The organism is Bacillus sp. EB106-04-04-XG123 (genome assembly GCF_058791855.1).
Genome location: NZ_JBYTDZ010000002.1, coordinates 285,653 through 299,373, shown reverse-complemented (window position 1 = coordinate 299,373; position 13,721 = coordinate 285,653). Strand labels below are relative to the sequence as shown.

Annotated in this window: 12 protein-coding genes; 10 read left to right on the top strand and 2 right to left on the bottom strand. The window is 43.7% G+C overall.

What is annotated here, in order from left to right:
* Positions 1-3: 3 nt before the first annotated feature.
* The 3 genes from nikD to AC3WTB_RS06975 are packed head-to-tail and all read left to right on the top strand — an operon-like array spanning position 4 to position 3,034.
* On the top strand, positions 4-819 hold the full coding sequence (nikD, locus tag AC3WTB_RS06985) for a nickel import ATP-binding protein NikD (RefSeq protein WP_492333516.1): 816 nt from the start codon (positions 4-6) through the stop codon (positions 817-819).
* A 13-nt stretch (positions 820-832) separates the two neighbouring features.
* The gene (gene nikE / locus AC3WTB_RS06980) at positions 833-1,648 is read left to right on the top strand and encodes a nickel import ATP-binding protein NikE (RefSeq protein WP_039181539.1); all 816 of its coding nucleotides are present in this window, start codon (positions 833-835) and stop codon (positions 1,646-1,648) included.
* Positions 1,649-1,708: 60 nt separating this feature from the next.
* On the top strand, positions 1,709-3,034 hold the full coding sequence (locus AC3WTB_RS06975; protein ID WP_492333515.1) for an MATE family efflux transporter: 1,326 nt from the start codon (positions 1,709-1,711) through the stop codon (positions 3,032-3,034).
* 21 nt (positions 3,035-3,055) lie between these two features.
* On the opposite strand, the gene yvfG is transcribed toward AC3WTB_RS06975, so the two are convergent.
* Complete coding sequence (yvfG, locus tag AC3WTB_RS06970) at positions 3,056-3,271, bottom strand: protein YvfG (RefSeq protein ID WP_024423509.1); 216 nt, start codon at positions 3,269-3,271, stop codon at positions 3,056-3,058.
* A 70-nt stretch (positions 3,272-3,341) separates the two neighbouring features.
* Here yvfG and rpoN point away from each other — a divergent pair, with 70 nt between their 5' ends.
* Positions 3,342-4,640, top strand: a complete 1,299-nt coding sequence (gene rpoN / locus AC3WTB_RS06965) for an RNA polymerase factor sigma-54 (RefSeq protein WP_144494118.1) — start codon at positions 3,342-3,344, stop codon at positions 4,638-4,640.
* 172 nt (positions 4,641-4,812) lie between these two features.
* Entirely contained in the window at positions 4,813-5,550 is a 738-nt protein-coding gene (locus AC3WTB_RS06960; protein ID WP_268473750.1) for a FadR/GntR family transcriptional regulator, read from the top strand.
* A 27-nt stretch (positions 5,551-5,577) separates the two neighbouring features.
* Here the strand turns inward: AC3WTB_RS06960 and AC3WTB_RS06955 are convergent, their stop codons facing one another.
* The gene (locus tag AC3WTB_RS06955) at positions 5,578-7,020 is read right to left on the bottom strand and encodes a sigma-54 interaction domain-containing protein (protein ID WP_492333514.1); all 1,443 of its coding nucleotides are present in this window, start codon (positions 7,018-7,020) and stop codon (positions 5,578-5,580) included.
* A gap of 198 nt (positions 7,021-7,218) precedes the next feature.
* On the opposite strand from AC3WTB_RS06955, the gene AC3WTB_RS06950 reads away from it, so the two are divergent.
* The 5 genes from AC3WTB_RS06950 (at position 7,219) to AC3WTB_RS06930 (ending at position 13,708) form a co-directional block, all read left to right on the top strand.
* On the top strand, positions 7,219-8,412 hold the full coding sequence (locus AC3WTB_RS06950) for an ornithine--oxo-acid transaminase (protein ID WP_492333513.1): 1,194 nt from the start codon (positions 7,219-7,221) through the stop codon (positions 8,410-8,412).
* 138 nt (positions 8,413-8,550) lie between these two features.
* The gene (locus tag AC3WTB_RS06945; protein ID WP_059377608.1) at positions 8,551-9,924 is read left to right on the top strand and encodes an amino acid permease; all 1,374 of its coding nucleotides are present in this window, start codon (positions 8,551-8,553) and stop codon (positions 9,922-9,924) included.
* A gap of 309 nt (positions 9,925-10,233) precedes the next feature.
* Positions 10,234-11,271: a sugar-binding transcriptional regulator gene (locus AC3WTB_RS06940; RefSeq protein ID WP_492333512.1), complete on the top strand. Its 1,038-nt coding sequence runs from the start codon at positions 10,234-10,236 to the stop codon at positions 11,269-11,271.
* A gap of 31 nt (positions 11,272-11,302) precedes the next feature.
* A complete protein-coding gene (gene gap, locus AC3WTB_RS06935) occupies positions 11,303-12,310 on the top strand; it encodes a type I glyceraldehyde-3-phosphate dehydrogenase (protein ID WP_007500174.1) in 1,008 nt (335 codons plus the stop codon).
* 213 nt (positions 12,311-12,523) lie between these two features.
* Entirely contained in the window at positions 12,524-13,708 is a 1,185-nt protein-coding gene (locus tag AC3WTB_RS06930) for a phosphoglycerate kinase (protein WP_024426073.1), read from the top strand.
* The last annotated feature ends 13 nt before the right edge of the window (positions 13,709-13,721 follow it).

Sequence of the window (13,721 nt, the reverse complement as noted above, 5' to 3'; positions counted from 1 at the left end):
GGAATGATCAATGTGCAAGAGCCCATTTTACAAATAGAGAACCTGCATGTGCATACGAAAACACCTCAAGGGACAACCCCTCTTATTCAAGAAGTATCGTTTGAAGTAGAGCGCGGTCAAATCCTTGGATTAATTGGTGAGAGCGGCTGCGGGAAAACAGTGACAAGTATGTCGATCTTACGTATGCTTGATCGAAAAACAACTGAAGTCACTGGCAGTATCACATTACAGGGACGAGAATTGATCGGTATAAGTGAAAAGAATATGCGGTCCATTCGAGGCAAAGACATCTCATATATTATGCAAAATCCAATGAACAGCTTTACGCCGGTATGGACAATCGGCCATCAGCTGGTTGAAACCATCCGCCGGCATACTGCTGTTAGTAAAAGGCAGGCACGAGCACAGGCAATGGATGCTTTAGCGCAAATGAATCTGCCGCAGCCAGACCAGCTGTTCAACAAATACCCCTTTGAATTAAGCGGGGGGATGCTGCAGCGTGTCATGATCGCCATGGCTGCCTGTATGCACCCGCCCCTCATCATTGCAGATGAGCCGACAACTGCTTTAGATGTACACAATCAGAAACGGGTGCTTCAGCATCTGAACCAAATTCGTCATAACTATGGAACGGCCATTTTACTCATTACCCACGATCTTGGTGTCATTGCTGAAATGGCAGATCAAGTTGTCGTCATGAAACAAGGAGAAATTGTGGAAAAGGCAGGAGTTCTTGAACTTTTTGAACAACCAAAGCATGATTATACAAAAAAACTATTAGCAGCTCGTCCATCTATCCCAGCTGTTTGCCCGATTTGAGGTGAGAAGGCCCTTGCATTTATTAGAAGTGAAAGCAGTCAGTCATGCATACAACAGCCGGTCGTTTCTAATGAGAAATAAAGGCGCAGCCCCTGTCTTGAAAAGCGTCGATTTGAACATTGAAGAAGGCACTTGCCTTGGACTGCTGGGACAAAGCGGTGCAGGGAAAAGTACACTTGGCCGTATCATACTTGGTTTAGAGAAACCAAGAGCTGGACAGGTTCTTTTTGAAGGTCAGGATGTCTATCGTGCAGATCAACAAACACGTAAGCATTTTCGCCGGCATGTGCAAGCGGTATTTCAGGATTCCTATTCGGCGGTAAATCCAAGATGGACAGTTGAACAAATTTTATCTGAACCGCTTGAAAACTATGAAACCATGAGCCGAAAGGAACGTAAAAACGTGCTGATTCATTGGTTGGAAAGAGTCGGGCTCAGTGAAAAAGATTTGTCTAAATATCCGCACCAATTCAGCGGCGGCCAGCTGCAAAGGATCAACATTGCTAGAGCTTTATTGCTCCAGCCAAAGCTCATTGTACTTGATGAATCTGTCAGCAGCTTAGACATGGTCACACAGGCTGTCATTTTAGATTTATTAGTAGAATTAAAAAAAGAGCTGGGTGTGGCTTACTTATTTATTACACATGATATGACAGCAGCCTATCACTTAAGTGATCAATTGGCGATTCTTGATCAAGGAAAGCTTGTCGCCCAATTTCAATCAAAGGAAGAATTCTTTTCATCAGAAGAGGAAGCGGTGCGGAAAATGAGAGATGCAATGCTCGCAGACCATCCTTTGTCACGAACGATTGGCAGACCGGTTCGGTAAAGCTTTATTATCAACGCCTCTTTGAGAAGAGGCTATTTTTCATGAAAGGCAGGTGGCGTCGTGAACCATCGAGCGTATTTAGCTTTGGCCATTCCTTTAACGATTTCAACGATGACCACTCCTTTACTTGGAGCTGTTGATACAGCGGTTGTCGGTCAGCTCGCAAATCCTGCTTATATTGGAGGCGTTGCGGTCGGCAGTCTCATTTTCAGTACATTATATTGGCTGTTTGGTTTTTTGCGGGTAAGTACATCTGCTTTTGCCGCCCAGGCAAACGGGGCGCAGAATGAGGAGCAGGGTGTTCTTGCTTTTCTAAGACCTTTTTTCGTCGCCATCATCGTCGGACTTTGTTTTATTGCCCTGCAATGGCCGATTATTCAATCTGCTTTTCTAGTGATCTCTCCTGATGCTGATGTCCGTCAATTTGCTGCGGACTATTTTCATATTCGCATTTGGGGAGCGCCTTTTACTTTAATGAATTATGTCATATTGGGCTGGCTGATGGGGATGGCAAAAATGAAAGAAGCCCTTTCTTTACAAATCTTGATCAATGTCATGAATATGGCGCTTGCATTTCTGCTTGTTCATGTGTTTTCGTTTGCGGTCAAAGGAGTTGCGGCTGCGACATTGATGTCTGAATTAACCGCTTTTGTGTTAGGGGCATGGATCATCATGAAGCATTCGTCAAACGGATTCCAGATGCCTTCCATTAAGAAAATCATGGATACTCACGCAGTGCAGAAAATGTTTCGTGTGAATAAAGATTTGTTTATCCGGACGATCTGTCTGCTAGTGGTCATCAACATGTTTACGGCAAAAGGGGCTTCTTTTGGTACGGAGCTGTTGGCTGCTAATGCCATCTTATTTCAAATTCACTACATCATGGCTTATTTGTTCGATGGTTTTGCCAATGCTTCCAGCATCCTTGTTGGGCGGTCAGTTGGTGCAAATGACCGTTCTCTTTATGAAAAAACTTTAACTCTTTCAAGGCAGTGGGCACTTGTTATGGCATGTGTCATTGCGGCGGTTTATTTTCTATTAAAAGAGCCGATATTGAGCCTGTTTACAAATCTCCCTCAGCTGCTTGACGTGACATTACGCTATGCAGACTGGCTTGTACTTTATCCGTTTGCGGCTTGTTTCGGTTTGGTCATTTACGGCGTATTTACAGGTGCGACAGAAATTGCCCCTGTTAGAAATTCGATGCTGTTTGCAATGATTTTGTTTATCGTCGTTCAAACCGTGGTCACGCCCATTTGGCACAATCATGGCCTATGGTTTGCCTTTATCATCTATACTGTAGGGCGGTCTGGCTTTTTAATGATGTATAAATCGAGGCTGGATCAGAAGCTTTTTGCATATGATAAACACCCTTTGTCATCTTGACAAAAGGGTGTTCTTTTTCGTTCATTCGCTTTCTTTTTTCACCTTTTGATAGGCTTCATCAAGATGCTGAATTCGCTTCAATACAACCGCATTTTTGGTCAGCTGGTCTTGAACAAGCGTTGACACCACTGAGCGGTAATAGGCATTCATCGCATGAACTTTGTCTTCATTTTGGTTCATGGCGATGTGCTGCTTCAAGTTGTCGACAAAGTATGGAACGGAAAAAAGTTCAGACATAGAAATCACTCCTATTTCGTATATACGGTCTGTCAATCTTCATGTAAAATGATGAGAGGGAGGGGAGACAATGAGCCTTAAACTGCAACAAGAACAAGTATTAAAGCAGGTGCTCACACAAGAACTCAGGCAGGCCATTACGCTGCTGCAGCTGAATTGCGCAGAGCTCGGCGAGTATCTTGACCAGTTAGCGCTTGAGAACCCTCTGATTGAGCGGAAAGACACGGACAGCTATCAACCAGTTTATCATAAAAAATCACAAGAACGAATGACAGAGCCGTATCGAACGCATCAAAAAGAAAGCCTGCAAATGTTTTTAAAAAGACAGGCGATTGATTTGAATTTAAGTGAAAAGAATCAAAGAATCTTTCATTTTATGATTGAGTCCATTGATTCCAATGGCTATCTAAATGAACCGATCGACGCAATGGCAGCTGTCTTAAAGGTGCCAGCTGAAGAAGTAGAAGCCGTCCTTCATCAGCTGCAATCACTAGAGCCTGCCGGGATTGGCGCAAGATCATTGCAGGAATGCATTCTCCTTCAGCTGAGAAGAAAAAAGGAGCGCTGGTATGAAGCCGAGCTGATCATCGAAGAGCATTTTTTTCTATTTGCCAGAAAGGCTTGGAAGGAAATTGCGGCGAAAACAGGTGTTTCAATGAAAACACTCCAAGCGGTACAAGATGAAGTGTCTCAGCTTGAACCAAGACCAGGTCTTCATTTCTCATATGATGAAGAGCATGTGTATATCGAGCCTGATGTGACGATTACTGTGGTGCAGGATCACATCACATTTGAGCTGAATCAGCGCGCTTTTCCAGACGTTGAAATGAATGAAGGCTACTTCGCCATGATTCAAGACCAAAAGCGGCACGAAGCATACACGTATTTAAAGGAAAAAGAGCAGCAGTACAATTGGCTTGTCCAAGCGCTGAGGCAAAGAAAGCAAACGATGACTCATGTCGTTCGTGAGATTATCTCACATCAGACAGATTTTTTCCTAACAGGGAAACATAAAATGAAACCGCTTACGATGAAGCGGATCGCAGATATACTGCAAGTCCATGAGTCAACAGTCAGCCGCACTGTAAAAGGGAAAATGGTGCAAACCCCTTATGGTCTCATGGAAATGAAACAATTTTTCCAAGCAAAATTAGAAGGGCATTCGCTAGAAGAGGCGTCCAGCTACACAGTCAAAACGCACATTGCAGAGCTCATTCAAACGGAAAATAAGAAAAAACCGTATTCAGATCAGCAAATCATGACGCTGCTTCAGCAAACCTTTGGCATCCGCGTGTCGCGCAGAACCATTGCAAAATATCGCGAACAAATGAATCTTCCAGCCTCAACGCTGAGGAAGCGCTACGATTAAAAAGAAGTACTTGCCAGAACATGGCACGTGCTTCTTTTTTTGTTGAAAGCAAGGCGGCCCGAAGATTTCTTGAAAATTAAAGAGGGGAGACGTGTGATCTGAAATTTTGGGGTAAAGTATAAGATAGGGCATGAGCCGATAGGGATAGACAACAGTGATGAGGTGAGACCAATTGAAATATAAACAAATCAAAACGAAAAAAATATATGAAGAAATTGCGGATGCATTAATTGAATCCATTCGTACAGGTGAGCTTCTTCCAGGGGAAAAATTAGATTCGGTTCAAGCGCTCTCAGAAAGCTTTCAAGTCAGCCGTTCCGCTGTAAGAGAGGCACTGTCTGCTCTTAAAGCGATTGGATTAATAGAGATGAAGCAAGGGGAAGGCACGTATGTGAAGCAGTTCGATCCTGAGCAGCTCACATTTAGTCTGTCTCCTGCATTTTTAATGAAGCAGCATGATATCACGCAGCTCCTTGAATTAAGAACCATTATTGAGACGGGTGCTGTCAAAAAGGCAGCGCTTTTGCGAACGGACGATGACCTTCATCAGCTGCGTGAGGCACTCGAACAAATGAAACTAGCAGAAGCGCATAAAGAAATTGGTGAAGAGGCAGACCTCTCCTTCCATCTCGCTTTAGCCAAAGCCTCAAAGAATGATTTATTAAAGGCGTTAATGAATCAGGTCTCCACCTTGCTGGTAGAAACAATGCGGGAAACGAGAAAAGTCGTCTTGTTTTCAAGGAAAGCCTCCATTCGGCAGCTTTACGAAGAACATGAACACATTTACAAAGCTGTTATGGCAAGACAGCCAGAAGAAGCAGAAAGAGCGATGCTCACGCATTTAAAAAATGTAGAAAAACTGCTGAGTGATGTGAGTCAAGAACCGGCAGGACAGTCAGAACCACAGTAAGCTGTGCCGAATGAGGGCACAGCTCTATTATGACCGAGAAATATGCAGTTTCTTCATGCGATATTGCAGACTTTGCCTGCTCATGCCCAATATCTTTGCAGTCTGTGAAATATTATCGTCCATTTTTTCTAAGTAATGGACGATGTATTGTTTTTCGAATCGTTCCATTTGGGTTTGAAAATCAGTCGTATGTTCTGCGCTTGTATAAATAAACGTGTCAGCTGCTGCGGTATGCTGCAAAGGATTCCTCTGTAATTGCGCTGCAGGACGACCTTCCCCGTGCTTAAATCTAAAATGATACGGAAGATGATGCATGCTTAAGTAATCCTCATCCATCATCATATTCATCCCCGCTTCAATCACATGCTCCAGTTCCCGTACATTCCCCGGCCAATCATACGCTTGAAAAAGGGCTAGTACCTCTTCGTCAGCCGCCTTCATCTCCATTTGAAACAGCTCATTATATTTTTGAATAAAATGACTGACAAACGTAGGAATGTCTTCTTTTCGCTCAGAAAGCGGCGGAATAAATAAGGTGACAATACCTAGCCGATAAAATAAATCCTTGCGCATGCGTCCGCCTGCGATCGCATCCACAGGGTCCTCATTCATGTTGGCAATGACTCTTACATCAACGGCGATTTCTTTTGTGCTGCCTAACCTTCTCACCCGCTTCTCCTGTAATACACGCAACAGTTTTGCTTGAAGACCGGGATTTAATGAGTTGATCTCATCAAGCAGAAGTGTACCACCCTGCGCCTGTTCAAATAAACCGGGCTGATCAGTTGCGCCGGTAAAAGCCCCTTTTTGTGTACCAAAGAGCAGACTCTCAATGAGATTATCAGGCAGGGCCGCGCAATTCTGGGTAATAAATGGTCCAGATGACCGGCTGCTGCCGTTATGAATGCTTTGAGCAAATAGTTCTTTTCCTGTTCCTGTTTCTCCTACAATGAGCACATAGGAAGAGGTGCGTGTTGCTCGTTTTGCATGCTCAATCACCTCTAAAAACGCAGGGCTTTGTCCAATAATGGAATCAAAGGTAAAGCGCGTGCTTCCTTTTTTCTTCATATTGTGGTGAATCAGCCGTTCCAGCTTGGTCACATCATTCGAAATTTCAACCGCTCCTTGGATGAGACCATCTCGAACGAGCGGGTATGTATGATTAATCGTTGTGATTTCTTTTCCGTTGTAATTATGATACGTCTGCTTTGCATGAACGGTTTGTTTCCCAGTACGCAGCGCTTGGACAAGCGTACTGTGCATTTCGTCTTGGAAGACGAAGAGGTCTAATACATTTTTATGGAGAACATCAGAGCGTTTCAAAGACTCAATCTCCATCATTTTTTTATTATAAACAACGGTATTGCCATTCTCGTCAATTGCATGAACCCCGACATCAATTAAATCGAGCATTTGTTTATACAGATCAATCTCATTTTCGAGCTTTGCAGTATACTGATCTTCTTTCATTGAGGCACCTCCAGACGTTACCTCTATTTTACATGAAAAATTTTGCGGTTTCCTCTAAAAAATTCGGCATGTGCAAAAATATTTTGCATAAAGAAGCAGATCAATCATCGCCATGGTGCGGACAGAAAGTTGGCACGATCCTTGCATATCATATGTGTGTAGATAAAAGAGGCTAGCTTATAGAAGGAGGAATAGACGATGACACAGACAAATGAATTGATTCAACAAACGGAACAATACGGAGCGGCAAACTATCATCCGCTGCCAATAGTAATTTCTGAGGCTGAGGGAGTTTGGGTGACAGACCCTGAAGGCAATCGATATATGGATATGCTGAGTGCGTATTCAGCAGTCAACCAAGGCCATCGCCATCCCCGCATTATTGAAGCACTCAAAAAACAGGCAGACCGGGTGACATTAACCTCAAGAGCTTTTCACAATGATCAACTTGGTCCTTGGTATGAGAAAATTTGTCAACTGACGAATAAAGAGATGGCACTTCCGATGAATACTGGAGCTGAGGCTGTAGAAACAGCTGTAAAAGCAGCACGACGCTGGGGCTATGACGTCAAGGGAATCGAAGACAATCGCGCAGAAATCATTGCGTGCGTTGGAAACTTCCATGGCAGAACGATGACGGCTGTTTCCCTTTCTTCTGAAGCAGAATATCAAAGAGGTTTCGGTCCAATGCTTCCAGGCATTAAATTGATCCCTTACGGAGATATTGAAGCGTTACGTGAAGCCATCACACCACAGACAGCGGCCTTTCTGATCGAACCTATTCAAGGAGAAGCGGGAATTGTCATGCCGCCAGAAGGCTTCTTGAAGGAAGCGAAGGCGCTTTGTGAAAAAGAACATGTGCTGTTCATTGCGGATGAAATTCAGGTCGGATTAGCGCGAACAGGTAAGATGTTTGCATGTGACTGGGAAGACATTGAGCCAGATATGCTGATTCTTGGGAAAGCTTTAGGCGGCGGTGTATTCCCAATCTCGTGTGTAGTCGCAAACCGCGATATATTAGGTGTGTTTAACCCTGGATCTCACGGCTCTACCTTCGGCGGCAATCCTCTTGCGTGTGCGGTGTCGCTGGCTGCACTGGATGTCTTGATCGACGAAAACCTTGCAACGCGTTCTATCGAGCTTGGCGAATACTTAAAAGACAAACTAACGCGCATTCAAAATCCTGTTATCAAGGAAGTGCGCGGCCGCGGATTATTTATCGGCATGGAGCTGACAGAAGCAGCGAGACCTTATTGCGAGAAGCTGAAACAAGCAGGACTGTTATGTAAGGAAACCCATGAGACCGTCATCCGCTTTGCACCGCCTCTCACTATTTCTAAAGAAGATTTAGACTGGGCGATTGGTCATATTGAAGCATTATTTCAAGCATAAATGTCAAAGGGGGAGAACCTTCACTTTCTCCCTTTCTCTTTCCACGAACAGCGAATTTTGTCAAAGGATGATGAATAGAAGAGTGAAAGTGGGGAAGCGGATTTGAAGCAAGAACAGCATAATGAACTAGAACGTTCTATGAAAAGCAGGCATCTCTTTATGATTGCCTTAGGCGGCGTCATTGGTACTGGTCTTTTCCTTGGGTCAGGACTCATTATCCATCAGGCTGGACCCGGGGGAGCCATTCTATCCTTTATCATTGGCGGATTGTTAATGTATTTGGTGATGCTCTGTCTTGGCGAATTAGCAGTGGCGATGCCGACAGCGGGTTCCTTTCAGGAGTATGCAACCAAATATATAGGCCCGTCCACAGGCTTTATGATCGGCTGGCTTTATTGGTTTAGCTGGGCATGTACAATTGGACTGGAGTTTACGTCAGCAGGCATTTTGCTCCAAAGGTGGTTCCCAGATATCCCTGTTTGGCTGTGGTGTCTTGCATTTAGCGTGATTTTATTTGCCGTGAATGCCATCTCAGCTCGCAGCTTCGCTGAAACCGAGTTTTGGTTTTCAGCCATTAAGGTCGCTGCCATCCTATTATTTATTATCATTGGAATTGGCGCAATTTTCGGAATGATTCATCTGAAAGATGGAGAACCAGCCCCTCTATTTCGTCATTTGACGGATCATGGCGGACTATTTCCTAACGGTGTTTTTGCTATTTTATTAACCATGGTCACGGTCAATTTCTCCTTTCAAGGAACAGAACTTGTAGGGATTGCAGCAGGAGAGAGTGAAAGCCCTGAAAAAACATTGCCGCGATCTATACGAAATATTATTTGGAGAACGATGGTCTTCTTCGTTTTATCCATTGCGGTTCTGGCCGCTCTTCTTCCGTGGCAGACAGCAGGCACCGTCGACAGTCCGTTTGTCGTCGTGCTGGACAAGGTCGGCATACCATATGCTGCAGATATCATGAATTTTATCATCATCACAGCCGTCTTATCTGTAGCAAACTCTGGGTTATATGCATCATCACGTATGCTCTGGGCGCTTTCGAAAGACGGAAAAGGACCCGACTTTACGAAAAAACTGTCCAAGCGTAAAATTCCGATCAATGCATTATTGGTGACAATGGGTGTATCTGCACTATCTCTGCTTACAAGTGTTGTAGCACCAAAAACGGTGTATGTATGGCTCATTTCGATTTCTGGTATGGTCCTTGTTGTGGTGTGGATGTCCATTTGCTTGTCCCAGTATTTCTTTAGAAAACAATTCATAAAGGAGGGCGGAGATGTAAAGGATCTCGTCTTCCGAACACCGCTCTATCCATTTGTTCCATTAGCAGGCTTTATCGCATTTGGCATCGTCCTCATCAGCTTATTTTTTATCGAGGATCAGCGGATCGGCCTTTATTGCGGAATCCCGTTCATGGCCGCCTGCTACATCATTTATTATCTTAAAATCAAACCGAAGGAAGAGGCAAAACAGCTTGGAACCATCACAAAAACATAAGCAGGTCCTGAAAAAAATGTGCATGCTGATATCACCAGCATGCACATTTTCAATCGTGTATTCATTCTATATAAAGGGAAATAAATATTTTGAAAAGAAATATCATCGCAAGAACCTTGATGACAAGCAGGTTATCGGTGAAAATGTGTCTATTTTTTGTCTAAATGTGTTTCTAAGAGTTGAAAATGCAAGATTATCCTGTTAAAATAATTAAAGAAAGCAGGGATTGATTTTTTTTGGCTGTGGCGGGACGTTTTTTGTCACAGTGGGACGTTTTTAGTCCAACGTGAAAAGAAAGGGTCGTTAGCCATGAATCGTTTATTGGAAGCTCAAAAAAAATTATTGCCAGATCTTCTCATTGTTATGCAAAAACGCTACGACATTTTGCAGTACATCAGATTAGCTGAACCAATTGGCCGCAGAAGTCTTGCGACGAGTCTTGGTCTCAGTGAGCGTATCTTACGTGCTGAAGTTCAGTTTTTAAAAGAACAAAATCTGCTGGATGTCAAAACGAGCGGCATGATGCTGACGAGTGAGGGTCACGCTTTGCTTGAAATGCTTGAAGGAATGATGAAGGACGTTTTAGGTTTAACCTTTTTGGAAAATACACTAAAGAGAAAGTTAGGCCTGGAAGAAGTCATTATCGTTTCTGGTGACAGTGACGAATCCCCGTGGGTGAAGCAAGAAATGGGAAGAGCTGCTGTCCAATGTATGAAAAAAAGGTTTACTGGAAATAATATCGTCGCCGTCACTGGCGGAACGACGATGGAAGCCGTTGCCGAAATGATGACCCCTGATGCCAAAAACCGCGATATGATGTTTGTCCCTGCGAGAGGCGGTCTTGGGGAGAATGTAAAAAATCAGGCAAACACCATTTGTGCCCACATGGCTGAAAAAGCTTCCGGTACTTACAAACTGCTGTTTGTTCCAGGGCAGCTGTCAGAAGGTGCATACTCTTCCATTATTGAAGAGCCGTCCGTCAAAGAAGTGCTTCAAACGATTAAATCGTCCACGATGCTCATTCATGGTATTGGTGAAGCAAAAACAATGGCGATGAGACGAAATACACCAGATGAAGATTTAAAAAAGATTGATGAGCATGACGCAGTGACAGAGGCCTTTGGCTATTACTTTAATCGTGATGGTGAGGTCGTACACAAAGTGCACTCCGTCGGCATGCAGCTAGATGATCTAGAAAACATTCCACACATCATTGCTGTTGCAGGTGGATCATCAAAGGCGGGGGCGATTGAAGCTTATTTCAAAAAACCACGCCGAACGGTTCTCGTCACAGACGAAGGAGCCGCAAAAGAGTTATTAAGGGAGTCAATTGATCCCTCAATATAAAACATTGTGACCTATAAAAGGAGGAAACATCATGGCAGTAAAAGTCGGTATTAACGGATTTGGACGTATTGGACGTAACGTATTTCGTGCAGCATTAAATAATCCTGAAGTTGAGGTAGTAGCGGTTAACGATCTAACAGATGCTAACATGCTTGCACACCTTTTACAATATGACTCTGTTCACGGAAAACTAGATGCAGAGGTTTCTGTAGACGGTACAAACTTAGTAGTGAACGGTAAAACAATCGAAGTATCCGCTGAGCGTGACCCTGCGAAATTAAGCTGGGGTAAACAAGGCGTAGAAATCGTTGTTGAATCTACTGGATTCTTCACAAAACGTGCAGACGCTGCGAAACACTTAGAAGCTGGCGCTAAAAAAGTCATCATCTCTGCTCCTGCTAACGAAGAAGATATCACAATCGTTATGGGTGTAAACGAAGACAAATACGATGCAGCTAGCCACGATGTCATCTCTAATGCATCTTGTACGACAAACTGCTTAGCACCATTTGCAAAAGTACTTAACGATAAATTTGGTATCAAACGCGGTATGATGACAACTGTTCACTCATACACAAATGACCAGCAAATTCTTGACCTTCCGCACAAAGACTACCGTCGTGCTCGTGCAGCTGCGGAAAACATCATCCCAACTTCTACAGGTGCTGCGAAAGCTGTTTCACTTGTATTGCCTGAACTTAAAGGTAAATTAAACGGTGGCGCTATGCGTGTTCCAACACCTAACGTTTCTTTAGTTGACCTTGTTGCTGAATTAAACCAAGATGTAACTGCTGAAGACGTAAATGCAGCACTTAAAGAAGCAGCTGAAGGAGAACTTAAAGGAATCCTTGGCTACAGCGAAGAGCCATTAGTATCTGGTGACTACAATGGTAATGCAAACTCTTCAACAATCGATGCTCTTTCTACAATGGTGATGGAAGGCAGCATGGTGAAAGTGATCTCTTGGTACGATAACGAGAGTGGATATTCTCACCGCGTTGTTGACCTTGCAGCTTACATTGCAAAACAAGGTCTTTAATTTCTCACACTGAAGGAACTCACTTGGTTCTTTCCTAGAGACACGATATAATGAAGACGGACAAGGGAAGGGGAAGCATCCCTTTCCCTTTTTCTCTGTTTTTATCCGTTCTGCACGATTTCTCGTTTTGATGAGGGCAAAATGGGAAAAGGATAAAGAGAGTCTTGTCCAATGCGTAAGGAAACCAGAATAAAGGAGGATCTCCTGACGAGCATGAATAAGAAATCAGTAAAAGACATTGACGTAAAAGGTAAAGTTGTGTTCTGCCGCGTAGATTTTAACGTTCCAATGAAGGACGGAGAAGTGACGGATGATACTCGTATCCGCGCAGCATTACCAACGATTGAGTATTTAACAGGACAAGGCGCAAAGGTACTGCTAGCTAGTCATTTGGGTCGTCCGAAGGGTCAAGTTACTGAAGAACTGCGTCTGACACCTGTGGCAAAACGTCTGCAAGAGCTTCTTGGAAAAGAAGTGAAAAAAGCAGATGAAGCTTACGGCGACAACGTGAAAAAGCAAATCTCTGACTTAAAAGAAGGAGATGTGCTAGTGCTTGAAAACGTTCGTTTCTATCCTGGTGAAGAAAAGAACGATCCTGAATTATCAAAAGCATTTGCTGATTTAGCCGATGTGTATGTCAATGATGCGTTCGGTGCTGCACACCGTGCACATGCATCGACAGCAGGAATCGCAGCTTATCTTCCGGCTGTTTCAGGCTTCCTCATGCAAAAAGAGCTTGAGGTGTTAGGAAAAGCCATTTCAAATCCTGATCGCCCTTTTACAGCGATTATCGGCGGCGCAAAAGTAAAGGATAAAATCGGTGTGATTGAAAGTCTTCTTGATAAAGTAGACAACCTCATCATCGGCGGCGGACTTGCTTACACATTTGTGAAAGCACTTGGCCACGAGGTAGGGAAATCTCTATTAGAAGAAGACAAAGTCGATTTAGCGAAATCCTTTATGGACCGTGCAAAAGAAAAAGGCGTGAACTTCCTGATTCCAACAGATGTTCTGGTAGCCGACGACTTTTCAAATGATGCGAATACAAGCATTGTGCCAATCTCTGAAATTCCAAGTGATCTAGAAGCACTTGATATTGGAACAGAGACAAGAGAAAAGTATGCTGACGTTATTAAAAACAGCAAACTTGTTGTCTGGAACGGACCAATGGGTGTATTTGAAATCGATGCATTCGCTAAAGGAACAAAAGCAATCGCAGAAGCACTGGCAGAAGCAAAAGATACATATTCTGTCATTGGCGGTGGAGATTCAGCAGCAGCTGTTGAGAAATTTGGTCTTGCCGATCAGATGAGCCATATTTCTACAGGCGGCGGCGCTTCACTTGAATTTATGGAAGGCAAAGAACTTCCTGGTGTTACTGCATTAAACGATAAATAAGACCAAAACTGCT